This is a genomic window from Nitrosomonas sp. PY1 (assembly GCF_022836435.1).
GTDB lineage: Bacteria > Pseudomonadota > Gammaproteobacteria > Burkholderiales > Nitrosomonadaceae > Nitrosomonas.
Window position 1 is genome coordinate 1,952,730 of record NZ_BQXC01000001.1, and the last position, 24,830, is coordinate 1,977,559.

Annotated in this window: 25 protein-coding genes and 2 pseudogenes; 9 read left to right on the plus strand and 18 right to left on the minus strand. The window is 42.4% G+C overall.

Features of this window, described 5'->3' with window-relative positions; genetic code table 11:
• The first annotated feature begins 260 nt into the window (after window positions 1–260).
• Window positions 261–1,826, plus strand: coding sequence for a galactose oxidase-like domain-containing protein (locus W03_RS08985; protein ID WP_244072635.1), 1,566 nt, complete (start codon window positions 261–263; stop codon window positions 1,824–1,826).
• 206 nt (window positions 1,827–2,032) lie between these two features.
• Window positions 2,033–3,007: a malate dehydrogenase gene (locus tag W03_RS08990; protein WP_244072636.1), complete on the plus strand. Its 975-nt coding sequence runs from the start codon at window positions 2,033–2,035 to the stop codon at window positions 3,005–3,007.
• A 105-nt stretch (window positions 3,008–3,112) separates the two neighbouring features.
• Here the strand turns inward: W03_RS08990 and der are convergent, their stop codons facing one another.
• From der to W03_RS09045, 11 genes are all read right to left on the minus strand, one after another.
• Complete coding sequence (gene der / locus W03_RS08995; protein ID WP_244072637.1) at window positions 3,113–4,510, minus strand: ribosome biogenesis GTPase Der; 1,398 nt, start codon at window positions 4,508–4,510, stop codon at window positions 3,113–3,115.
• Between the two features lie 126 nt (window positions 4,511–4,636).
• A complete protein-coding gene (bamB, locus tag W03_RS09000; protein WP_244072638.1) occupies window positions 4,637–5,863 on the minus strand; it encodes an outer membrane protein assembly factor BamB in 1,227 nt (408 codons plus the stop codon).
• A 16-nt stretch (window positions 5,864–5,879) separates the two neighbouring features.
• On the minus strand, window positions 5,880–6,518 hold the full coding sequence (locus W03_RS09005; protein WP_244072639.1) for a tetratricopeptide repeat protein: 639 nt from the start codon (window positions 6,516–6,518) through the stop codon (window positions 5,880–5,882).
• A 25-nt stretch (window positions 6,519–6,543) separates the two neighbouring features.
• Complete coding sequence (gene hisS, locus W03_RS09010; protein ID WP_244072640.1) at window positions 6,544–7,803, minus strand: histidine--tRNA ligase; 1,260 nt, start codon at window positions 7,801–7,803, stop codon at window positions 6,544–6,546.
• A complete protein-coding gene (gene ispG / locus W03_RS09015) occupies window positions 7,803–9,041 on the minus strand; it encodes a flavodoxin-dependent (E)-4-hydroxy-3-methylbut-2-enyl-diphosphate synthase (protein ID WP_244072641.1) in 1,239 nt (412 codons plus the stop codon). Before ispG ends, hisS begins: the two co-directional genes overlap by 1 nt.
• A 53-nt stretch (window positions 9,042–9,094) precedes the next feature.
• Window positions 9,095–10,102, minus strand: coding sequence for a RodZ domain-containing protein (locus tag W03_RS09020; RefSeq protein WP_244072642.1), 1,008 nt, complete (start codon window positions 10,100–10,102; stop codon window positions 9,095–9,097).
• A gap of 77 nt (window positions 10,103–10,179) precedes the next feature.
• Window positions 10,180–10,971 (minus strand): type IV pilus biogenesis/stability protein PilW, encoded by a 792-nt coding sequence (gene pilW, locus W03_RS09025; protein WP_244072643.1) that lies wholly within the window; start codon window positions 10,969–10,971, stop codon window positions 10,180–10,182.
• Window positions 10,972–10,988: 17 nt separating this feature from the next.
• Window positions 10,989–12,086, minus strand: a complete 1,098-nt coding sequence (rlmN, locus tag W03_RS09030; RefSeq protein ID WP_244072644.1) for a 23S rRNA (adenine(2503)-C(2))-methyltransferase RlmN — start codon at window positions 12,084–12,086, stop codon at window positions 10,989–10,991.
• A 23-nt stretch (window positions 12,087–12,109) separates the two neighbouring features.
• Window positions 12,110–12,535 carry a nucleoside-diphosphate kinase gene (gene ndk, locus W03_RS09035; protein ID WP_244072645.1) on the minus strand — a complete coding sequence of 142 codons (426 nt, stop codon included), beginning with the start codon at window positions 12,533–12,535 and terminating at the stop codon, window positions 12,110–12,112.
• Window positions 12,536–12,677: 142 nt separating this feature from the next.
• Entirely contained in the window at window positions 12,678–13,496 is an 819-nt protein-coding gene (locus W03_RS09040) for a DUF3025 domain-containing protein (protein WP_244072646.1), read from the minus strand.
• A gap of 26 nt (window positions 13,497–13,522) precedes the next feature.
• On the minus strand, window positions 13,523–14,269 hold the full coding sequence (locus tag W03_RS09045; RefSeq protein WP_244072647.1) for an EI24 domain-containing protein: 747 nt from the start codon (window positions 14,267–14,269) through the stop codon (window positions 13,523–13,525).
• Between the two features lie 142 nt (window positions 14,270–14,411).
• On the opposite strand from W03_RS09045, the gene W03_RS09050 reads away from it, so the two are divergent.
• Window positions 14,412–14,855 carry a hypothetical protein gene (locus W03_RS09050; protein ID WP_244072648.1) on the plus strand — a complete coding sequence of 148 codons (444 nt, stop codon included), beginning with the start codon at window positions 14,412–14,414 and terminating at the stop codon, window positions 14,853–14,855.
• A 44-nt stretch (window positions 14,856–14,899) separates the two neighbouring features.
• Here W03_RS09050 and W03_RS09055 read toward each other — a convergent pair whose 3' ends face one another.
• From W03_RS09055 to W03_RS09080, 6 genes are all read right to left on the minus strand, one after another.
• On the minus strand, window positions 14,900–15,385 hold the full coding sequence (locus W03_RS09055) for a hotdog fold thioesterase (protein ID WP_244072649.1): 486 nt from the start codon (window positions 15,383–15,385) through the stop codon (window positions 14,900–14,902).
• A gap of 124 nt (window positions 15,386–15,509) precedes the next feature.
• Window positions 15,510–15,728 carry a hypothetical protein gene (locus W03_RS09060; protein WP_244072650.1) on the minus strand — a complete coding sequence of 73 codons (219 nt, stop codon included), beginning with the start codon at window positions 15,726–15,728 and terminating at the stop codon, window positions 15,510–15,512.
• 148 nt (window positions 15,729–15,876) lie between these two features.
• Window positions 15,877–16,779, minus strand: a complete 903-nt coding sequence (gene rfbD / locus W03_RS09065; protein ID WP_244072651.1) for a dTDP-4-dehydrorhamnose reductase — start codon at window positions 16,777–16,779, stop codon at window positions 15,877–15,879.
• A complete protein-coding gene (gene rfbB, locus W03_RS09070) occupies window positions 16,776–17,834 on the minus strand; it encodes a dTDP-glucose 4,6-dehydratase (protein WP_244072652.1) in 1,059 nt (352 codons plus the stop codon). Before rfbB ends, rfbD begins: the two co-directional genes overlap by 4 nt.
• Before the next feature lie 59 nt (window positions 17,835–17,893).
• Window positions 17,894–19,318 (minus strand): tRNA lysidine(34) synthetase TilS, encoded by a 1,425-nt coding sequence (gene tilS / locus W03_RS09075; protein WP_244072653.1) that lies wholly within the window; start codon window positions 19,316–19,318, stop codon window positions 17,894–17,896.
• On the minus strand, window positions 19,296–20,255 hold the full coding sequence (locus W03_RS09080) for an acetyl-CoA carboxylase carboxyltransferase subunit alpha (protein ID WP_244072654.1): 960 nt from the start codon (window positions 20,253–20,255) through the stop codon (window positions 19,296–19,298). Before W03_RS09080 ends, tilS begins: the two co-directional genes overlap by 23 nt.
• A gap of 118 nt (window positions 20,256–20,373) precedes the next feature.
• Between W03_RS09080 and msrB the strand changes: the two genes are divergently transcribed.
• The 3 genes and pseudogenes from msrB to W03_RS13485 all read left to right on the plus strand — a co-directional run bounded on the left by msrB (window position 20,374) and on the right by W03_RS13485 (window position 22,036).
• On the plus strand, window positions 20,374–20,904 hold the full coding sequence (msrB, locus tag W03_RS09085; protein ID WP_244072655.1) for a peptide-methionine (R)-S-oxide reductase MsrB: 531 nt from the start codon (window positions 20,374–20,376) through the stop codon (window positions 20,902–20,904).
• 106 nt (window positions 20,905–21,010) lie between these two features.
• Window positions 21,011–21,550, plus strand: a pseudogene (locus W03_RS13480) (cupin domain-containing protein); the annotation flags it as partial.
• Window positions 21,551–21,715: 165 nt separating this feature from the next.
• Complete coding sequence (locus W03_RS13485) at window positions 21,716–22,036, plus strand: winged helix domain-containing protein (protein WP_309296113.1); 321 nt, start codon at window positions 21,716–21,718, stop codon at window positions 22,034–22,036.
• Window positions 22,037–22,061: 25 nt separating this feature from the next.
• On the opposite strand, the gene W03_RS09095 is transcribed toward W03_RS13485, so the two are convergent.
• Window positions 22,062–23,234 (minus strand): acyltransferase, encoded by a 1,173-nt coding sequence (locus tag W03_RS09095; protein ID WP_244072656.1) that lies wholly within the window; start codon window positions 23,232–23,234, stop codon window positions 22,062–22,064.
• 321 nt (window positions 23,235–23,555) lie between these two features.
• Between W03_RS09095 and W03_RS09100 the strand changes: the two are divergent.
• From W03_RS09100 to W03_RS09110, 3 genes and pseudogenes are all read left to right on the plus strand, one after another.
• Window positions 23,556–23,738 (plus strand): annotated as a pseudogene (locus W03_RS09100) (IS6 family transposase); the annotation flags it as partial.
• 59 nt (window positions 23,739–23,797) lie between these two features.
• The gene (locus W03_RS09105) at window positions 23,798–24,070 is read left to right on the plus strand and encodes a TMEM165/GDT1 family protein (RefSeq protein ID WP_244072657.1); all 273 of its coding nucleotides are present in this window, start codon (window positions 23,798–23,800) and stop codon (window positions 24,068–24,070) included.
• Window positions 24,071–24,167: 97 nt separating this feature from the next.
• A complete protein-coding gene (locus tag W03_RS09110) occupies window positions 24,168–24,806 on the plus strand; it encodes an NTP transferase domain-containing protein (RefSeq protein ID WP_244072658.1) in 639 nt (212 codons plus the stop codon).
• The last annotated feature ends 24 nt before the right edge of the window (window positions 24,807–24,830 follow it).

Here is a 24,830-nt window from a genome sequence, read left to right on the forward strand (position 1 = left end):
TCCTACAATCTATTGTTTTTCAGGTATACCCTCTTGAAAATGAAGCTTTGCAAAGCACTCATCTATTTATAGAAAGGACATATTACTTAGACAAATAGTACATCTGTCTCATAACCAAGCTCAAATGAATTGATAAAGTCGATCGATAGCGAATGGTCATTATTTGACTTTTTAGTTTTAACCAGATTCACCATCTAGTAAAAAAATATTCCGCTGATTTAACTTTAACTTACAAGAATTTTTGTTTGGAGCTTGTAATCATGACAATAAAGCTATTTATTAGTATTCAAAAAATCATACAAAATACTTTCAGGAAAATACTGTTAGTAGCTATGATATTTTTAAGCACTTCCATGCCAGTTCTGGCAACCAACTCAACAGCCCATTTACAAGGCGTTTTCGGGCCATTGCATGATTGGCCAATCATTCCAATTGCAATGATGTTAATGCCAGACGGAAGAGTATTTGCTTATGGAACAAACTTAGCAGGCATGCAAGGCGCCAAAATGCATTATGTCGTTTGGGATCCTTCTTTGGGTACGGGATCAAACGCATTCACAGTATTACCAAACATCACAGACACCGATATTTTCTGCGCAGGTCAATCCATGATACCAGCTACCGGTCAGGCATTGATTGTGGGTGGTGATGCGCTGGTAAATGGATTACGTAACTATGCTAACAGCGATGTCAACATTTTCGATCCTGCCACTGATACTTTGATACGCCAATCCCATCAAATGGCCTATAAACGCTGGTATGCAACGACGGTTGCTTTGCCAAATGGTGAGCATGCAATATTGGGTGGACGTAATGACAGATTTTTTGCGGGAAATACTAAGCTGCCGGGCACTACAGCCTCATATTCTCCTATTCCAGAAATCCGTACCCTTGATGGAAACTGGCGCTCGCTTACCACTGCCGAAGATAATTATGCTTATGGTGCACTGGGCTCATCCTCTTGGTACTATCCGCGCGCCTGGGTGAATCCACAGGGCAAAATTTTTATTCTTGGGCACTATGATGCTGCATATAAGCTTGATATCTCAGGTACAGGCACGATTACAAAATATCCAACGACAAAACCCAAAGGAGGACGTTGGGAATTACCTAGTGTGATGTTTGCTCCAGGAAAAATCCTTTCATTACGTAGAAATAAAACTGCCGTTACCGTAAATATCAATAGCAGCGGTGATCCTATTGTCTCGTCCGCAGGTACCGTAAGTATGGAACGCCTGTATGGCAGCATGACTGTACTAGCCGATGGCAAAGTCTGGGTAAATGGTGGTTCTTCATCGGGCAATACCCTCACGGGCGCCACATTGACATCGGAACTCTGGAATCCAAACACAAATACATGGACAGCAACTGCAAATGCTTCCGCAGTAAGACTTTATCATTCGGCTTCGATCTTACTACCGGATGCAACGGTTATGACAGGGGGGGGCGGAGCACCGGGCCCGATTAAGCAAATGAACGGTGAAATTTATTATCCGCCCTATTTATTCAAAACCGACGGCAGCGGAGAATTTGCCCCACGTCCCACAATCATTGACGCACCATCTAATACGATTACCTGGGGTCAAGATTTCTCTATTGAAGCGGATGAAGTTATTCATCGTGTAACGCTACTTCGATTAGGCGCCGTTACACATAACATTGATGTGGAAGTTCGTTTTTTTGATCTACCTTTTTCGCAACCTAATAATATTGTAACGATACAGTCGCCAGCAACAGCCAATATTGCTCCCCCGGGGTTTTACCAGCTATTTGTTTGGAATTCTGTAGGTGTGCCTTCTATCGCCAAAATTATTCATATTCATTAAATATCGAAAAACAAACCAAACGATATTATTATGAATTAGAAAGATTTTTCTAACCCCAGGGTCTTGACAAGAAACTAATTCTTTCTTGTGATTCCGAATAACAGTATAATTCCTGCTATTCTTTGTACATATACATAATAATGCCTAATGCCACCAAATATTATTCAGTGATTGGTGGATCGATTCTTAGAGGGGTTAGAAAAAAAATGAAGCCACCTATTCGTATAGCCGTTACAGGCGCAACAGGACAAATTACTTATAGTCTGCTTTTTCGTATTGCTGCGGGCGATATGCTAGGTTATGACCAGCCGGTCATACTGCAACTGTACGATATCACCGAAGCGCAGCATGTTTTTAAAGGCACTGTCATGGAATTAAATGATTGTGCCTTTCCATTATTAAAACAAATTATTACAACAGATAATCTCGAGATTGCTTTTGGTGATGCTGATATTGCTTTGTTAGTAGGTGCGCGCCCTCGTGGTGAAAATATGGAACGAAAAGATCTTCTCGCTGCGAATGGTTCGATTTTCATACAACAAGGAAAGATGCTCAATGCAGTTGCCAAAAAAAATATCAAGATTCTTGTAGTAGGAAATCCTGCTAATACCAATGCATGGATTGCTCTAAAAAATGCTCCTGATCTTGATCCTCGTAATTTTTCCTCCATGCTACGGCTCGATCATAACCGTGCGTTATCTCAAGTTGCACAGAAAGTTAACGCTCCTGTATCAGAAGTCAAAAGAATAATTGTATGGGGTAATCATTCCAGTACGCAGTTTCCGGATTTAAGTCATGCTCTCGTTAAAGACCAAAAGGCTCTTTCATTAATTAATGACCCCAATTGGATAGAAGGTAGCTTCATTCCCACAATACAGGATCGTGGCGCCGCCATCATTAAAGCTCGTCAAGGAAAATCGAGTGCTGCTAGCGCTGCAAACGCTATTATTAATCATATGCAAGATTGGATTTTTGGCACTAAGGAAAACGATTGGGTTTCGATGGGTGTTATCTCAACAGGATGTTATGACATACCAAGCGGCTTGTTTTACGGTTTCCCAGTAACTTGCAGTAACGGTCAATATAAAATTGTAGAAGGATTAGAAATTAATCCTTCTAACTACAAGAGAATGCAAAAGAGCTATCAAGAATTAATTACTGAACAAGGAATGATTCAATAGCATCTATGGAGCAGTACAAAAAATACACCTTTAAGTAAATATTTATTGTAAATTCCCTTCAAGCAAATCATTTGCTCACACGGGTATTCCAGTAATACTCGCGTCTTATCCATATTTTTTCCGATTTCGTCGCCTTTTGTTATGCGCTGTTCGTAACTCGGATTCTGTCGGTGGCGCTGGCTTCTTATCGGAATAAGGATTGTGCCCAACTTTAAAATCGACACGTAACGGAGTACCTATCAGCTTAAAAGTTTCACGAAAGAAATTCTCTAAATAGCGCCGATAACTTTCTGGTACATGTCCCAGCATGCTGCCATGTACAATAATCAAAGGTGGATTTGATCCACCTTGGTGAGCGTAACGCATTTTAGGTCTTGACATACCTCCGCGTGGCGGAGGGTGTCTCTCTACCGCCGCAATCAAAGCACGCGTCAACTTCGGAGTAGGCAAATTTATCATTGCAGCAGTATAAGCTTGATCAATAGAAGGTAATAACTTACTGATACCTATGCCATGCAAAGCAGAAATATAATGCAGCTGTGCAAAACTTAAAAATTGCAGCTTGCGATTCAATTCACGCTTGATTGTATCTCTCTGGTATTCATCTAAATCATCCCACTTGTTGACCGCAATGACTAATGCGCATCCTGCTTCTAAAATAAATTGAGCAATATGTGCATCTTGATCTGAAATTTCACTATGCGCATCAAGTACCAATACGACCACATTAGCATCCTCAATCGCCTGCAATGTTTTGATAACCGAGAACTTTTCTATAGTTTCATTAACTTGACCTCGGCGTCGCAATCCGGCGGTATCAATTAACGTATAATTCTTGTCCTTGTGCTGAAAATCAATATAAATACTATCGCGTGTTGTACCGGGTTGGTCAAAAACAATCACCCGCTCTTCACCTAGTAATGTATTGACTAAAGTAGATTTTCCTACGTTAGGTCGCCCCACAATTGCAATTTTGGGATGCTTATCTTGTAGCAACCCATCCGTTGCATCTGAAAAGTCATGCAATACCCATTCGACCAAGTCATTAACATGATCGCCATGCATCGCAGATACAGCGCAAGGCTCGCCTAAGCCCAGTTCATAAAATTCAGCTGTTACAACCGAAAGCGCCATACCCTCCGTTTTATTAACCACCAGTACAATTTTTTGCCCCGATTTACGCAATTGTTCTGCAATGATTTTGTCATGCGCAGTAACACCTTGCTTCCCATCGACAACAAATAGAACTTTATCCGCTTCATCAATTGCTTGCAAAGTTTGCATTGCCATAGCGCGCAGAATGCCTTCTTTAACGACAGGTTCGAATCCTCCAGTATCCATGACCAAATAAGGCTTATCGCCAACTCTTCCCTGTCCATAATGGCGATCACGAGTCAAGCCAGGAATATCTGCCACAATAGCATCCCGTGTCCGTGTCAAGCGATTAAATAAAGTTGATTTGCCAACATTCGGTCGTCCAATGAGAACAAGGGTAGGTTTCATAGTATCAAGTCACCACTATCCATGAAGCACATTGCGTGTTCAAGAACAGGGAGGCCAGAAAAAGGTGAAATAGTGTGAAGCGCTATTGAGCTAAAAAAGTATCTACAGAACAAAAATATCAAATCATCAAAAATTAGTACTAAATACAAACACGCCCCCCTTCGCCGTTTGCACTGCAAAACCATCATATAGTAAAGTAGGTGGTGCTTGTATACGACTGCCATCGGTTGCTGAACGTGCAACTAAAGTTCCATCATAGTTACGCAACAAATTTACAAAACCCTGATCATCACCAACAATCACATATTGTCCTTGTATCATAGGCCGGGTCAGTCTTTTACTTCCGAGTCTTGATTGTTTCCACATTCCTGCGCCACTAACCAGATCATATGCAGCCACAACCCCTTTTTCTTCAGTGACATACACGTAATCTTTATCCATCGATAATCCGGCACTACTGGATGATTCGCGCGACCATATCTGCGTACCATCATTTAATACAAAACAACCCAATCTCCCTTGGTATGCAACAGCACACACAAATTGATTACTCACCACGGGCGCACTCGTAATATCCGTAATTCTCTCCAGTTCGGTAACACCGCGAGGAAATGATACGGCTACCTCCCATCCTACGTTACCGTTAAACGAGTTCAATGCAATCAATTTCCCTCCCGGGAATCCGGCAAATACAGCCCCATGCGCCAATGTTACCCCTGCTGTACTTCGTACAGTCAGTGAAGGTGTTGCGCCCTGATAGACCCATTTACGCGTTCCATCAACAACATCCAATCCAAAGATTCGCCCATCCAAAGTTCGGACGGCAACAATATTGTTATATACCTGCGGTGGACTCAAGATCTCACTTGTGACTGATGACTGCCAAACCATTTGGCCCGCATCATTATAGGCCAGCACCTCACCTTTGAATGTGCCAACTAAAACCAACTGCCCATCAACACTTACACCGGCAGAAAATTTTCCATCTGTTTTAAGTTGCCAGAGTTGTTCTCCAGTTACTGCATCAAATTTTGTCACCCCGCCCGTTTCATCAGCGACATATAATGCGCCACTATCATAGGCTATCTGAAAATACCCAATACTGCTCTCTTTAACTGTAGCTTTCCATTTTAAAGGAATCTCCTCAGCCGTTTTAAGCGTATCTAGCTCTTCTTTGTCGTAGACAATTTCTTCGTCTGCCACAAAAAAATCAGATAATCCCGTGCTCATTGACTCCACCATAGGGGAATCCAATGGGTTGGGTATGCTACTACAACCTATCAGCAAAAAAGTCAGTATTACGAAGAATGAGGAGGATGACCAGAATTTGGCGCTATGTATTTTCTGCACCATGCGTCTAATCAAGTATTTATTCAACTTCACCCAATGCATCCAATTTCATTTGGACAATATTGTAGTAATTATTGGTTTTGTTTAATTTCTCAATCGCTTCCTGATAACTTAATCTCGCCTCGGAAAATTTATGGTTTGCAACTAGAATGTCTCCTTTGCGATCCAGATATAAGCCCGAGAAATTATCGCCATGCGGAACACTAATTGCTCTTAGCGCTTCATCATATTTTTCTTCATCCAATAGAATACCAGCAATCCTCAAGCGAGCCAAATCACGCAAAGAAGATTCCTTTGCATGATCAACCACCCATTGCAAACTCTCTAGCGCGCGCTTGGCATTACCATTTTTTTCATCAGCTTGTGCTGTAATGAATGCAGCGCGCGAAGCATAACCACTGGATGGATAACCTGCCATTACTAACTGTGCCGCATCATTAATTTTCGTTGCATCATCTGAAGCTTGAATTTGCTGCAACAAAACATATAAATCAGCCGCTTGGTAGGCTTGCTTTTGTTGATAGTATTCCCACGCCTTCATACCTCCCATGGCAAATAATGCAACAGTAAGTAGAATGACCAGCACCGTCCCGAATTTATTCCACCAAGCCCTAAGTCCGTCAATTTTTTCCTGCTCTTCAAGAGAATAAGCCGCCATGCTATGTTCCTAGAAAAATGATTAATTATTGTTTAATAAACTGCATCACATCATTCAAGTTTAACCTGACTTGCTCAGACATTTGACGTAATGATTTCACTGTAACTTGATTTGTTTTTACTTCCTCATCACCAATGATCAAAGCGTAATAAGCACCAGATGCATCAGCTTTCTTCATTTGCGCTTTGAAGTTTCCGCCACCGCAATGCAAAATAACATCTAACCCTTTATCCCGTAAAAATTCCGCACACTTCCAAGCATAATCGCGCGTGGTTTCTCCTTGATGGACAATGTAGCAATCTAGATTGGATTGCATTTCTGCAGGATCATGTTGATCCATCAAAGCCAGCAAGCGCTCGACCCCCATCGCAAAACCGCATGCTGGAGCTGATTTACCTCCAATCTGTTCAATTAAACCATCATAACGCCCACCTGCGCATACCGTACCTTGTGCGCCTAATTGATCGCTAACCCACTCGAACACAGTACGATTGTAATAATCAAGCCCTCTTACCAGTCGCAAATTGATCATAAAAGCAATTCCCTGATCTTGCAAAATAGCTTGTAGCTCATCGAAATGATTTTTTGATTCTGAATCTAAATATTCTATTAATTTAGGCGCATTCTCGATGGTCTCCTGCAACTCCGGATTCTTACTATCCAAAATGCGCAGTGGGTTAGTATGCAGCCGCCTTAATGAATCTTCATCTAGCTTATTACGATGACGCTCTAAATATTCAAGCAAATGGGTGCGATAAGCCGCGCGCGTTTCGCTATTTCCCAAAGTACCAATTTCAAGACGCAAGCCCGAAATTCCAAGTAGCTTCCACAATCTCGAGCACATAATCATCAACTCAGCGTCAACATCAGGACCACCGTACCCCAATGCTTCAACACCGACCTGATGAAATTGCCGATACCGCCCTTTTTGTGGTCTTTCATGCCGAAACATCGGGCCAAGATAATAAAGTCTTTGTGGGCCGCTATATAACAAGCTGTGCTCAATCACCGCACGCACGCAAGACGCTGTACCTTCAGGACGCAACGTTAAACTATCATTATTCAACTGGTCCGTAAACGTATACATTTCTTTCTCGACAATATCAGTCACCTCACCGATCGAGCGTACAAACAAATCAGTCTGCTCGAGAATGGGGGTACGTATATTCCGGTAACCATACGATGCAAGCCACTGATGTATGACTTGCTCAAAGTAAATCCATCGATAGGTTTCACTTGGCAGGATGTCATTCATCCCGCGAATAGCCTTGATGCTACTGACCATCAGATATGTTTTCTTGGGTACTTTTCACTGACATAATTGGCAACAATTTGCCGAAAATCGCTGGCAATGGTATCCCCTTTTAACGTGACCGTTTTCTGACCATCGACAAATACTGGTGCGACAGGACTTTCACCGGAGCCAGGTAGGCTGATACCGATATTTGCATGTTTGCTTTCGCCTGGCCCATTTACCACACACCCCATCACTGCGAGTGTCATATTTTCTACACCCTCATACTGGTCACGCCATATCAACATTTCATCACGTACATAGGCTTGTATGCTTTCTGCAAGCTCCTGAAAATACGTACTAGTTGTACGGCCGCATCCGGGACATGCCGCTACCAAAGGAACAAAAGCACGCAATCCCATTGTCTGAAGAATTTCTTGTGCAACAACCACTTCTCGCGCACGAGAGCCTCCTGGCTCAGGAGTTAATGAAATGCGAATTGTATCGCCAATGCCTTCTTGCAGCAAAACAGCTAAAGCTGCAGACGACGCAACAATTCCTTTAGAACCCATGCCTGCTTCAGTAAGCCCCAAATGTAACGCATAATCACAACGCGCTGCCAGCTCGCGATATACCATGATTAAATCCTGCACGCCGCTTACTTTACAAGATAAAACGATTTTGCTACGACTCAATCCAATTTCCTCAGCCTTAGCTGCACTCTCTAGCGCTGATGTAATCAACGCTTCGCGCATAACATACTTTGCATCTTGTGGATTGCTGGAAGCTGCATTTTGATCCATGATTCTTGCCAGCATCTCTGGATCAAGGCTACCCCAATTAACTCCGATTCGAATCGGTTTATCGTACTTACATGCGCTTTCAATCAACGTGGCAAATTGTTCATCGCGTTTTCTTCCATGCCCCACATTACCTGGGTTAATACGAAACTTACCCAATGCTTTAGCACATTCAGGATGAGCCGTTAGTAATTTATGACCATTGAAATGAAAATCACCAATCAATGGCACATGACATCCCATATCGTCAAGATTCGCACGAATACCCGGTACAGCAGCAGCAGCCTCCATTGAGTTCACAGTAATACGTACCAATTCGGAACCTGCTCGAGCTAGCTGCATTACCTGCTCAACAGTAGCTGCTTCATTCGCAGTATCAGTATTGGTCATTGATTGCACCACAATCGGCGCATTACCACCAATTTGGATATCGCCAACGCAAACTCCAACACTCATTCTGCGTTTACGAGACAAGCCATTCTCAGACATAATAAATAATTGATTAAACCATGTAATGATTACAGATTAGGAAACCCACGGCGCTATTGCAGCTTAAACCGAGCAGTTCCATCTTGCTTTTTATAGGAATCGATATTAATTTCTTTGTCATTATAGGTGAGATTAACGCCAGATGCATTGCCAATCACGATACTAAATGGCTTCTTCCCCGTTAATACTTGTTCGCTGCCCTTTTTACGCACTTGTTCTAAAAGAGATGCACCCTTTCCATCCACAACTTTAATCCATGAATCAGCAGTAAATGTGAAATATAAACTTCCTTCATCTTCGGCCAACAAATCTTTTTGGGCAATTTCCTCTTCTTCAAGCGCCGCATACTTATTCTCCATGGGAGAAACGGCTTCTACAGTTCGGGCATTTTGCTTACCCAATGCTTCAAAAAGCTTTATGCTATCAAAAGATGAAGATGCATCTTTTCTCGCCTCGTTATTTAAATTTTCGGGTGCTTTATTAACAGAAAGATCAGTTTCATTTTTTGCCGAACCAGAAATCGGCAGTTGAATTTCTACCGACCCTTTTCCACTTTCTGATTTAATGCCTTTTTCAGTCATTTCACCGACGGAACTCTGCAGCCACGTATTATTTTCCAGGATATAGTAAACCCCAAAAATCACTAATAAAAGCATTACAATTGATATCAAGCGACTACCACCCAGACTTTCTCTACGATTGGCAGAAAAAGATAATTGCTTATCTTTAAATGGTATACGTTCTTGGGCTGAAAGTATCGGCGAGTTACCCGGTAACGACTCCAATAATGGTGCAGGCTCTAATTGAACGAAGTTGGCGTAATTACGTACGAAGCCACGTAAAAAAGTACGTCCAGGCAATTTATCGAAATCTTCTTTCTCAATAGCTTCAACTTGCTTAACCGAGATTCGCAATTGCCGAGACACATCTTCGGTACTCAATCCTCTAGCTACTCTCGCATTGCGCAATACATGACCAACGCTATGCACGAAATTGCCCGAATGAACATCATCATTTACTAACGTACCCGCACCAACACTGTTATCATTATCCAAGTTCATAGTTATGTATCCATTTTATAAGTCGCAGTAGATTCAATCTATCTTTGAAACTAAAAAACTAACCATTCCAACTTCTACTAATTGATTTTTCCTTCTCGTACTGATACCGCTTCTTTCGAATCGGGAAATCGCTTTTGTAACTGAAAAATATAGCTATCCGCGCTCATTTGATCACCGACGGCTTGTTCAATTTGAATCGCTAACAAAAGACTTTCCGGGGTTGGTGAATTGTTTTGCATTAATTCAACCAGTTTTGATTTAGCCTCAACCAATTTACCGCGCCGAAAATCCATATCGACTAGAGCGAGTAAAGCTGCGAAGTATTTAGGTTGTATTAATAACGCTCGACGTAAATATGTCTGTGCTTCATCGTAGCGTTCGCGTTTGATTTCGCAGATTCCTGCATTGGTTAATGCCATCTCTGGCGTAGCATACAACGGATTCTGTATGGCTTGTGTAAATTGCTCAATTGCTTGGTCCATTTGTTGAGGAACGCGTTGGCATAAGAACCAGCCATAGTTATTGCGTATTTCAGCATCCTCTGGTGTTAATTTCAAGGCTTGTGTGAAATTCTGCAACGCTTTCGCATCGTCATTTAACTTCATATTCACTAACCCCAGTACATTATAAGCGGGCGCATAATTAGGCTCGGCTTTTAACGCTTCATCAACTTCCTCCAGAGCGACATCCATCTGCCCTCGGTTATAGTATTCCCCAGCTAATTCGGTATGTACTTTAGCGCTTTGGAGTGCACGTGCACTTTTTTCTTCTTTGGTCGGTTCAGCAACCTTCGGTTGTTGCTGTACACAACCACCAAATCCTAAGACAAGAATCAACAAAGCTGATATTGGCGCAATAATCTTTTTCACTTGACGTAGTTTTGAATTTACATACTAATAGCTGCCGTACGGCGCGTTCTATCCTTTACTTGCCCTGCCAACTGACCGCAGGCGGCAGCGATGTCGCCTCCTCGAGTTTTTCTGACCGTAACAACATAGCCTGCTTGCATCAAGATATCACGAAAAACACGAATATTCTCCGATGCAGATCGTTTGTACTCGGAGCCGTGAAACGAGTTAAAAGGAATCAGATTAAACTTGCAAGGCGTATCTCGAACCAACTGAATCAACTCACGCGCATGTAGCGCAGTATCGTTAATGCCATCGAGCATTACATACTCAAAAGTCACAAAATCTCGAGGAGCCACGGCAAGATATCTCCTGCAAGCCGCCAGCAATTCTTGAATCGGATATTTCTTATTAATAGGTACCAAATGATCTCGTAACGCATCGTTTGATGCATGCAATGATACGGCCAATGCTACTGGACAGCGCTCACGTAACCGATCCATCGCAGGGACCAATCCTGAAGTGCTTACAGTAACACGCCGCCGAGATAAACCATAGGCATGATCATCCAACATCAGGTCCAGCGCCATAGCCACATTCTCGAAATTGGCTAGCGGCTCACCCATTCCCATCATAACGACATTACTGACAAGGCGCTCCGAATCAGAAATATCATTTGAAAATTGTCGCAAATCCTCTCGAAGTAACTTATTGGCAATCCATAACTGTCCAATAATTTCCGCGACAGTCAAATTACGATTGAAACCCTGCTTACCGGTCGAACAGAAAGTACAAGCCAGCGCACATCCGACTTGGCTAGAAACGCACAATGTACCACGGTTTACTTCAGGAATAAAAACAGTTTCAATAGCATTTTCAGTACCGACTGACAATAGCCATTTACGTGTTCCATCAGATGCGACATGATCAGAAATTACTTGCGGTGCTTCAATAACCGCTAAGTCAGTCAATTTATCGCGTAAGCTTTTTGCTAAATCGCTCATGCTGGCAAAGTCAATTACGCTGGATTGATGAATCCAGCGTAATAATTGCTTCGCACGAAAAGGCTTTTCGCCGATTTCAATACAAAAATCAGTCAATCCTTTTGCATCAAAATTAAGCAGATTCGCAGTCACTATTTTCAATAAGTAATCAAGTACTAACGTGAATAAACATTCAGAGCAGGAAAGAAACAAGCAATTTCGACTGCCGCCGTTTCTGGAGCATCTGAACCGTGAACGGCATTCGCATCGATACTGTCGGCAAAATCAGCGCGAATAGTACCTTTGTCCGCTTTTTTAGGATCAGTCGCCCCCATCAAATCGCGATTCTTCTTGATGGCATTTTCACCTTCTAAAACCTGCACCATTACCGGCCCAGAAGTCATGAACTTGACTAAATCCATAAAAAAAGGACGGCCACGATGCACCGCATAAAATTGTTCAGCATCAAATTGAGACAGGTGTACCATTTTTGCTGCGATAATTTTCAAACCATTTGATTCAAAACGTGAATAAATTTGCCCAATAACATTCTTTGCAACCGCATCCGGTTTAATAATGGACAACGTTCTTTCAACTGCCATCAAATACTCCAATAAGATTCGTTAATTAATCGTTCATTTTAACAAAAATCTGTTATCGATTCGGAAAAACATCGAAACGATTTTGTACACATGCACTTAAGCAGAATAAGCCAATCTATCTCGTTGCATATTCATTGACGACTTAAGTCGGTCGATTGCGAAAGTAATTTTTGTTACGATAATAAGATTTATCATTGTTGTTTTTATCCCAATCAGGATATCCTAACAAAGGAACAGGCGTTAGGTCAGCATTCGAGGAAAAAGATTCTAATAAATGCAGCCTCAGCATTACGTCCACAGCTGCCAACTGTTCTGGCACTGCCTGCTCAAAAAAGCTACTCTGCACATGAAAGCACATTCCTTTACCAGTCATTCCGATATACGGATTCAATGCTTTTTCATATAACCCATGACCGAATACATAAAAACGCATCTCCGATAAAACAGCCGAACGCTCATTCCAAAACAATTCCTCCCAGCAAAATGCTTTCAACATACTAATCAGTTTAACACTGCTACTCACAACGATAACACCCGACTCATCAAAAATTGTTACAGCATCTCTTAGCGGACTGCGTTGTTTAAAATTATGCGCGGATTCCAAATGCTGTGAATGAAAGTGCAAGTAATTCAATACGGATTTAGCAATGGGAAATACCTGCCAAACCAATGCGTTAAAAAAATCATGCCAATTACCGAAACGCGTAGGAATCTCTCCGGTTAAATAGATTCCTGTTTCATAACTTCCTTCGACTCCTACTTTGCTTGCGTGTGGCGGAACAAAACAAATACTTTTATCGGATTGCGTGCGCATTTCATAGCCTTTGAGTGCATTCAAATGATTAAAATCATCATAGGTTGGCCATTCCCGCATACTCTCAATGTATTCTTTAAACTGCAAGAATGAACCAAACATAGGGGATAGCGCCATAAAATTGGCATTCCAAACTTGCGGTGGCATAACTTAAGTCGAATAAGAAACCGAAGCTATTGGTACAATTGGACAGTATCCGTCTGAGTAGTTTTTAGGCGTAAAAGCTCTAACTGATGTAAACCGAAATGAATAAATGCCAGTGCTGTAAAAATCGGCGCAAAAAAATTCAGTATAGGAACAAACTGCATCAACCCAGTCAGTAAGCCCAGTACCCAGAGAGCATATTTATTGCGCATCACGACTGCTTTAATTTCTTGTTTATTCGCATGCTCCGATAGCGCATCATAACGAAATAATTGCTGATTCATAAATGCCGCAGCAACAAAAGGAACAACAAACCCAACACCTATCGTCCACAAAGGCAAAGTAACAATCCAGATTACGATAAAAATACCACTGGCTAGCAGTGTATTCACCACACTGCCAGTTACGCCACCACCATTTTCCCGCATAAGCTTTGGATAACTTCTATCAGCAACCAACTTTATCAATGCTGGCATTACAAAAATAGACGTGATTATCAGGGTAGTGATGATAACCAAAGGACCTATGATCAAGATATGCAAAAGAAACTGAATGCTTGAAGCAAGCCACGGCGCTTGAATATTGGCCAATCGCTCTCCAATGCCCATCAGATCGAATGCTTGATACATCAAGACCGATAATTCATCCCAAAAAATATATCCAATGCCGAACCAAAAGGTCGCTGAAAGCATTAATGGCCAAATAATGATCCAAGCAACTCGGAGCCTAAATAAATCGCGCAATGCATTAACAATTGCTATAAAAACGGAAGACATATTGATAAATTTTATTAATTAAAGGATGTTATTTTCAGAATAGGCACTAATGATACTATTGTGTGCGTATCATAGTTTATCGGTATACTAACCATCAAAGATATTTCTTACTTCTCTACGACGCATCCATTAAGGAGAACACATGAGTAATGCATTTTTTTATGTTTTTATTTATTTTCTTGGTTATTACGGTTCAAACGTTCTAAATATGTTGACTGTACGCCCAATCATCACCAATCGCTTTGTTGCCGCACTCATTCCAGTTTATGGCTTTGCTTTTACACACACCTATATGATTGTCAACAAGGCGCCGCCTCCAGGTATCACTATCGAATCCACAATATTTTTTTCAGTTATTACACCTCTTGTGTTAATAACGGTCGGTGCAATTTATTTTATGTGGCGTAGCAAAGACAGACAAGATGCGGAGTTAGATCAAACAGCGCAGTCGAGTATTGATCAACGAATTACCGAATCCACTGAAGCTCATATAGCAGAAATTCCCGAGCAAAAAGCACAAGCATCGGAAAAACCTGAGTTATCCGGTACAAAACCGCTACAAGATAGCAATAAAACACGACACTAGAATTCCGACCAATGGTTATCGATCGATCAGAGACCTAGAAGACTCTATCCTGGTGAGTGCATCTTCTCGACAGCCACATGTTCCTTTTGCGCGCTCAAAGTACCCTGCTCAATGATCGCTAGAGTTAGCCTTGAGATAGCAACGCGTTTCCCGGTTGCCTCTTCGGTGATGTCGGTTTGCCATACCTGTGTACGCTTACCAACGTGCAATGGAGTGCATGTGCCAATGACGCTACCTCGAGTTACCGCGCGAATATGATTAATATTAAGCTCCAATCCGACCGCACGGTATTTGTCTGGATCAATTGTCATCCACCCAGCAATACTTCCCATGGTTTCAGACAAAACACAACTGGCACCACCATGCAAAATACCAAAAGGTTGCATGGTACGATAATCTATCGGCATCCCTCCTTTTAAAAAATCCGCACCTATTTCAATGAAATGAATACCGATATATTCCGCCATATTTGCATTACGCAATCCTTCGAGATATTCAACCGTATAATCTTTAAACCAAATTGATGTCATTTTCTCAGTTTAATTTTCTTTAGAAAAATCAGCACGCTACAAAATTCAATTCACTTATCTTCAATTCAGAAGCGCCAAAATAAAAAAACCGCCAGATGGCGGTTTTTTTATTCAACCTCATGAATTAATGACCTTCTTTGCCTTTACCACCATATGGGCGTGGATCAGCACCTTCTTTCAAACAATTACCATTACCATCAAGACCATGTGGGCACTCAATGGATTCGCCCTTCATCATTTTCTCATAATTTGCTTTTTCGGTTTCAGGTAAAGCTTGTTCAGGTCTACCACATGCTGACAGTCCAAAAGCGAGTATTGCAGCCAAAAGAAGTGTATATTTCATTTATTTTATCCCTTTTAAAATATTTAACTTTAAGTTAGATCTTGCAGTATATAACGAATTTGACGAATCGTTACGCTTTTTTTCGCCAAAAAATGACACAATAAAAAATAATTATATAGAAAACAATGGATTAAAAACCTAAAATCATTTAAATTTTCAAAGTAAGTATCTCATCTAACACTCGCAACACTCCGTTTTGCCAATTCGGCAAACTTAGTCCAAACATTTGTTCCAATTTTGATGTATCTAGTCGAGAGTTTAACGGACGCTTCGCCGGCACCGGATAGTCGGTACTTGGAATTGCAATGAGTTGACTGGGTGGTTTAGTAAAATAAGTATACTCTCGCTCGACATATTTCAAAATAAACTGAGCAAACTCGTACCAGCTCGTGCATTCTTTGGCCGTCAAATGATATAGCCCGGATGCTGTAGATTGAAACTTTAATGTATGCACTGCATGCGCGGTCACATCGGCAATCAGTTCAGCGCCAGTTGGAGCACCAATCTGATCATTCACGATACTCAGTTTCTCACGCTGCTGTGATAGTCGCAAAATCGTTTTGATGAAATTATTCCCATGCGCCGCATAAACCCAACTGGTGCGAAAAATCAAATACTGACATCCGGATGCAATGATATTGCTTTCTCCTTGCAGTTTGCTATTTCCATAGACATTCAGTGGATCAGGTAGATCCGTTTCATGATAAGGCTTATCACTTTCACCATTAAATACATAATCCGTTGAATAATGAATCAAACAGATATCACGTTGCTTAGCTTCTTGAGCTAATAATGCCGGCGCTTGGGCGTTAAGAATATCGGCTTGTTTCGCATCGCTTTCGGCTTTATCAACTGCTGTGTAAGCAGCCGCATTGACAATAACATCTGGTGCAACACTTTGGATCGTCTGACGCACATCATCAAAACGCATCAAATCGCCACATAGTTCTTGACTGGATGAACTTAACGCTACTATTTCTCCTAATGGCGCGAGGCTGCGTTGCAACTCCCAGCCAACTTGCCCATTTTTACCGAATAATAGAATTCTCATAATGTTCGTTGCTGGTAGTTTTTTTCAATCCATTGACGATAAGCGCCTGTTTGAACATCTGTCGTCCATTGCTGATTATCCAAATACCAATGAATAGTTTTACGGATACCGGTTGCAAAAGTTTCTACTGGTCGCCAATTCAATTCACGCTTGATTTTTGTTGCATCAATAGCATAGCGCCTGTCGTGTCCAGGGCGATCGGTAACGTGCGTAATCAATTGTAGAAACTGCCTATCTGGATAGATTTCTGTCAAAAGTTCGCAAATTGTTTGAACAATCTCGATATTGGCTCTTTCATTCCATCCTCCAATATTATAGGTATCCCCAGGTACTCCCATTTCCAAAACTCGGCGAATCGCTATGCAATGGTCCGTTACAAAAAGCCAATCCCGAATCTGTAGACCATCGCCATAAATAGGCAAGCTCTTTCCTGCCAACGCGTTACAGATTATCAAAGGAATTAATTTTTCCGGAAACTGATAAGGTCCGTAGTTATTCGAACAATTCGTAGTCAGTACGGGCAACCCGTACGTGTGATGATAAGCGCGAACCAAATGGTCACTCGAAGCTTTACTCGCCGAATACGGACTGTTAGGTTGATAGCCGTGTGTTTCAGAGAATGCTGGGGAATGCGGTGCTAGCGATCCGTACACCTCATCAGTAGATACGTGCAAAAAACGAAAATCGGATCGGGCTACATGATCCAATTGTGCCCAATAAGCACGGACGGCTTCCAATAAACGAAACGTACCCAAAATATTCGTTTGAATAAAATCTTCCGGACCATGAATCGATCGGTCGACATGACTCTCTGCTGCCAGGTTTACGATAGCACGCGGTTGATATTGCTTCAGAAGTCGCGTGATCAGCTCGACATCACCAATATCACCTTGGATAAAAATATGTCGAGTATCATTTTTAATACTGGATAAATTTTGCAAATTACCGGCATAGGTCAATTTATCGACATTGACAACACCCTCATCACTCTGCTGCAACCAATCCAAAACGAAATTACTACCGATGAATCCTGCTCCACCCGTTACCAGAATCATTCAGGTTCCTTTATTTATGCTTTTAGTATGTTCAAATTCCATTAAGCAGTGTTTTTTATCTAGAAATCTTTGCATTTTCCAGGCTTAGTTATTTTCATAGGGTGCCAGACTGGCAAAACCCCCATTTCGCCCGATTTTACTTGAAAATCACAATCGATACCGATGCCAGGCACCCAAATCAATCGATCTTCACAAAACAACAAAGGTAATAATTTACGATGCCAGGGAGGTATAAAAGCTTCTTGTAATAAATTTTTCAAGCTGCGGTTCGGACGATTACACGCCGGTTTAAAACTTTCCCCACCCACACGCAAACGAATCGCCAACAATCGGCTAGCTATTTTTTTTCGACAAATACCTTGGCTCTCAGACCAGGAAAATTCGATTTTTCCATACGCATATTGCATTTCCTGCCCAATTTCATCATTCCAAATCACGCTTTCAGAATCAATGAGGTATCGTTCGTGAGCTTGGATTGGTGCTGATTCAATTTTGTGCAAAATATATACAGCTCCTTTAAAGCAGCGAATTTCATAATCAACCAAATCAACTCTAAGCTGAGCATCGTCGCGCATTAATAACAACTGCTGCGTCAAGTTTTCCATTGTCCCAGTGTTGGGTAGCTGTATTCCTTGACGCACTAACGTATACCGTAAAAGATTTTTCACGCGCGGTGCCTCTAGTCTGCGCAAACAACTTAAATCAAGCTGCCCAGAAACCATACACCGTTCACTGTCTATTTCTGCCAATTCATCCAATAATGCGGAAGCTTCGGAAAGATGGCGACTTGTTCTGGTCAAGGTCTTGGCATAATTGGTGTAGCGCTTTTTTAATACCGGCAATACCTCGTGGCGCAAAAAATTTCGATCATAAGCCGTATCATCATTACTTTCATCAACTACCCAAGTTAAGTTGTTACATTGCGCATAGCGTTCTATTTGATGCCGCGATACGTTTAATAATGGTCTTAATAGTTTAGCTCGATGCCGTTGCTGTTGCTGCCGAATAACCGGCATTCCGCTTAACCCTCTGATCCCCGCACCGCGTAATAGTTGCAATAACAAGGTTTCCGCTTGATCGTCCAAATGATGTGCCAGCACCACATAATCCGCCGAAACTTCACTGAAAACACGGTAGCGCTGTTCGCGCGCGGATGCTTCCAGGCTCACGCCTCGTGCTTTACGGACATGCAAATAAGTCACCGAAATAGAAACACCGTAATCATAGGAACGCTCACAACAGAATTGAGACCATCTCGTCGCATTATTACTGATACCATGATTGACATGTACGGTCGACAAAGTAAATTGCATTTGCCGTGAAAATATCGCCAACACGTCGAGTAACACCATCGAATCCACACCGCCACTCAACGCAATGCATAAATGCTCACCTTGTTTCACATGCGTGTGCAATACTTGTTCAACCTGAGCGGACAGATCGAGCGGTTGATGATTCGGCTCAGGCTTCCTTAAATGATCCATAAGCCATTAATCGTTCATGGCGTTTTTTCAACAGCGCATCGATAGAAAGCGCTTGTAATTTATGCAACGACTCTTGCAATACAGCATTCACAGAATGCATGATGACCGAGTAATCGCGATGAGCACCGCCAATCGGTTCAGGAATAATGCTATCGATTAAATTCAAAGCCTTGAGACGATCAGCAGTAATCCCCATGATTTCCGCCGCTTCAGGAGCTTTATCCGCGCTTTTCCACAAGATGGATGCGCAACCCTCGGGTGAAATAACGGAATACGTTGCATATTGCAACATATGCACAACATCGCCTACCGCAACTGCCAAAGCACCCCCGGAACCCCCTTCGCCAATGATGACACAGATAACCGGTATTCGCAGTTCGGCAAGCACGTATAGATTTCTACCGATTGCCTCTGATTGCCCTCTTTCTTCAGCATCAATGCCTGGATAAGCACCAGGTGTATCGATAAAAGTAATCAGCGGCAATGAAAATTTTTCCGCTAAACGCATCAAGCGCAGTGCTTTGCGATAGCCTTCCGGTTTAGGCATACCAAAATTACGGTAGATCTTTTCCTTGGTATCCCGCCCTTTCTGGTGTCCAATCACCATCACTGGTTGTCCATTGAAGCGCCCTAAGCCACCGACTATCGCGTGGTCATCGCCAAAATTGCGATCGCCATGCAATTCTTCAAAATCAGTGATTAAGTGATGAATATAATCTAATGTATAAGGGCGCTGCGGATGTCTCGCCACTTGCGAAATTTGCCAAGGCGTCAACTTAGCATACATACTTTTCGTCAATGATTGACTTTTTGCTTGCAGTCGCTCGATTTCAGACGAAATATCCAATGCAGAATCGTCTTGTGCAAAGCGCAGTTCTTCAATTTTGGATTCAAACTCTGCAATATTTTGTTCAAACTCCAGGAAAGTAATTTTCATGTAGGCTGAGATATAATCTTAAAACCTGAAATGATACAGGATTTATCAGTAAATCGGCATGCGACGCAATTAACTCAACGGTATACAAAATTGGCTGTTTTATTGACAGTATTAACAAATGATTCGCACTAGCAACATAAAACGGCGTTGCATTCTTCGAGCATTGGGCATTATTTTCTGTTCACCTATCGCTTCGGTATTAACTTTGTCGCAGGTATCCGCCAATTCATATTTAAAGCCACTTAATAAGCCTCGCATCGCTTGGCGCACACAACTTTCGCTCGAAGCTTATCAAGTGTTATTCGAACATCATACAGAGGAGCCTAATAGCAGCGAACTCAATCACGAGTACCGCGAAGGCACGTTTATCTGCGCCGCATGTTATCTACCGCTGTTCCAAAGTCAACACAAATATGAAAGCGGTAGCGGCTGGCCAAGTTTTACACAACCGATTACACACCATGTTGGTACCCAACCGGATCATCAATTCGGTTTTGCGCGCACTGAATATCACTGCATCCGTTGTCACGGACATCAGGGTCACGTCTTTAACGATGGACCGCTTCCAACTAAACAACGTTGGTGCAACAACGGATTAGCTTTAAATTTCGTGCTTAAGGCCGACCCGCTCCCCTTACTTCGAAGCTAATCATACTTACATGAACATTTCTCCTTTAATTTCTTTAGGAAACATTACACCAGAATGCTTTTTACGCGAATACTGGCAAAAAAAACCTTTGCTGGTAAGAAATGCAATGCCCGATTTCAACGGTCTACTCTCACCGGCCGCATTAAAAAAACTCGCTTGCCATGACGAAACCCAATCCCGGATCGTTATTCATGAGAATCAGCAATGGCATTTACGGCACGGCCCGTTCCGCAGTCAGGATTTCAGGAAATTATCTGGCAAGCAATGGACTTTGCTAGTGCAAGAAGTGAATCACTTCTTACCGGCAGCGCGCGATCTGTTGACACAATTCCGCTTTATTCCACATGCGCGTTTGGACGATCTGATGGTTAGTTATGCTCCGAAAGGCGGAGGAGTCGGTCCGCACTTCGATTCATACGATGTTTTTTTGCTGCAAGGGCTTGGCACCCGGCGCTGACAGATCTCCGCACAACCGGATCAGACATTGATCGCCGATGCACCATTAAAAATCTTAGAACACTTTCATGTCGAACAAGAATGGTTCCTTCATGCCGGTGATATGCTTTACCTGCCGCCACAATACGCCCACAACGGTATTGCGGAAGACGATTGCATGACTTATTCAATAGGTTTTCGCGCACCGAGCCATCAAGAATTGATTGAACAATTCCTCATCTATTTGCAAGATTCGATCCAAATCGAAGGTTGGTACTCAGATCCAGATTTGCAATTGCAACAGCATCCTTCCCGCATCGGTTCCGACATGCAACAACAAGCACGCAACATCCTTAAGAAAATCCACTGGAACGAAATGACGGTGGAGGATTTTCTTGGTCGCTACCTATCTGAGCCAAAATCACACGTATTCTTCGACCCACCGGAACAACCCATGACGCAGCGTCAATTTCATAAACATCTACAGGAAAATGGCATCGCGCTCAACTTAAAAAGCCGCATGCTAATTACCGATAACGCCTTGTTTATCAATGGTGAAGCGTATCCTGTCAACAAGCCTGCATTTATAATCCTGGCCAAACTGGCTGACAACTATATGTTGCCCGCCGCAATGCCTATCGACAAAGAAACAGAAGCATTGCTGTATCAGTGGTATCTGAGTGGTTATTTAGATTAAATTGGATCAGCCACTCAGAACATACTTACCTTTTCCTTTCACTAGGTGCCAATGCCAGTTGCCAACTAGGCGGGTACTTGGCTTCCAGCAAACCGGTCAGGCGAAAGTTAATCCATTTACGCGTGGGTATTTCCAGGTGCCGGTAACTCCAGACCGCTATTAAAATAACCGAACCGAGCATACCCGCCACAAATAGTATGGATCCCACGACACTACTTTCCACTGGCAACCCGGTGAAACTTTCCCAATCCTGTTTTGCAATAAACTGGATCAGGTAATGCCACATATAAATGGAAAATGACAATACTCCAATCGTGTGTAGATAGCGCGTGTCCAGACACTGGCATAAGTAACCACGGTCTTCCCAGGTCACCAACACGATCAAGGCCATCCAGCCAATCACTAGAAGATCGTTTACGCCAAAGTGGAGCGAAAGAAAAAGTGCAATACAGGCAACAATCTGAATACACGTCAGGCATCTTTCTGACAAAGTAGAAATCGCGCTACGCGCTAAGAACAACAACATGCCGATAGTAAAAGCGGATGCGGCGCGTATGGTAGACAAACGAAAGTTGTCATTGACATCGCTATTCGTCGCAATACATAAGCAGTAGAACAGCGCTGCCATACATGACAGCACAACCAGAACCAGCTTACGTTTAGCGCTATTGATAGTGAGAAGCGCAGCAAAGACCAGATAACAAAAAAATTCCGCACTCAGCGACCACGAGGGGAAATTCCACGTAACCCAATCAAACATGCCCCACGAGTGGACCAGAAACAGGTTGGCGGCTAGTGATTCGGCAGTGCGCAAGGACCCGTCGAACACACAGCAATCCTCGCCTCCAGAATCCCGATTGATCAGCGCCAGCAGCGTAAAAAACAGTAATGTTGCCAACAATGTAATGAAATGTAAGGGATAAATTCTGGCAATCCGCGCAATCAGATAATGCATAGCATCACGCATGCTATAGCGTCTGGGATGTTCGATGTCATACACATAAGCCATCACAAACCCACTGAGAATGAAGAAGAAATCAACCCAAAGATAACCTTTGTACAAAAAGAAGGTAATTTCATCGGGATCGATCGATGAATGCAAATAATATCGAAAATGCACGAAGACAACCATCAAGGCTGCCCAGCCACGCAAAGAAGTATGCGAGCGAATTTCTTTTTTATTTAAAATAGAAGTCATAAAGCAAGCTTTCCAGTGATGCCCCTCATTATTGCTAGCAAAAAAAAGGGTACTATTTATTACTATTGATAGAAATATGAGTGTTGATATACCAGACTAAATTAGACAGTTACCGGGTAAAGCGGATATCTGATGTTTGTTAGATGAATATGGCTACGTATTATAAAGGCATTGAGCAATGAATGCGCTTTTTAATATCAAACTCATTATTAGGTAAGAACGTAATCAATCTTAAAAATTCCCATCACGATGGCCGCGATGGTTCTGTTGCAGGAAATCTGTATTGTAGCTTAGCATTGGTTTTTTAGATGAGCAGAAGCAATGAGTGATTTTAAATGGCGGAATTACCAGGACGGTATCATTTTGGGCTGTGTCAGATGGTACTGCAAATACGAAATCAGTTATCGTGAATTGGAAGAAATGATGCTGGAACGGGGATTTGAAGTAGATCACCCAACGATTTATCGTTGGGTTCGGCATTATGCACCGGAAATAAAGAAGCGCCTACTATGGATGGTTAAGGCAGCTATTTCACCCACTTTTTTCAATTACAGGATGAAAGTATGGATTACAAAATTTTATTGACGATTTTCGCCACCGTATTTCTCGCGGAATTGGGCGATAAAACGCAATTAGCCACGATGCTGTTTGCTGCCGACAAGGAAGTCAATAAATTGACCGTATTTGTCGGAGCGTCTTTAGCTTTAATTATTGCCTCCGGAATCGGTGTTTTAGCCGGTAGCTTTTTATCGGACACAATCAATACTCGGTACTTGCATTACATTGCAGGTGTCGGATTTATTGCGATTGGAATCTGGACGCTAATGAAAGCATAATAACCATTAAAAACAGCCTATAAACCCTGTAATATACTATCAACATTTCACTCCAGCCCTTCCATTAAGCGAGCTACTCTTGTAAATCATCATTCCCATGTCCGGTTTTGGCGAGCGGTTTCGCCGTGCCGGATACACCATACCCAAACCGTTGATTGAAATCGAAGGCAAGCCAATTATTGCGCACGTTATTGACTTATTTCCGGGAGAAACGGATTTTATTTTTATTTGCAATCAGCAGCATCTCGATGAACCGGATTATCGCATGCACGTCATCCTGCAGCATTACTGTCCTTCCACTAGAGTTATCGGCATTGCACCACATAAGCTCGGACCGATCAATGCAGTACGTCAAGCGGAACACTTACTCGACCCCCAATTACCGGTGGTAGTGAACTATTGCGATTTCACGTGTTATTGGGATTGGCAGCATTTCAAGCAATTCATTACAAAAAATCAATGTGCCGGCGCAATTCCAGCCTATCGTGGATTTCACCCACATTCGTTGGGTAACACCAACTATGCGTACATGCAAGAAATAGGCGGCTGGGTACAGGATATTCAGGAAAAACAACCTATACCGAAAACCGAATGGATGAGTTCGCTTCCAGCGGCACGTATTACTTCGCGTCCGCTCGGGGGTAGATATACCCGGGGTAGGATGTGCCAGGAAAAAATGTCACAACTTCAAGAAAATGACGCTTGCCCTTTTTGGATTGTAGATCAGTGCTTCTAAAGCTTGAAGAAAACACTGAAAAAT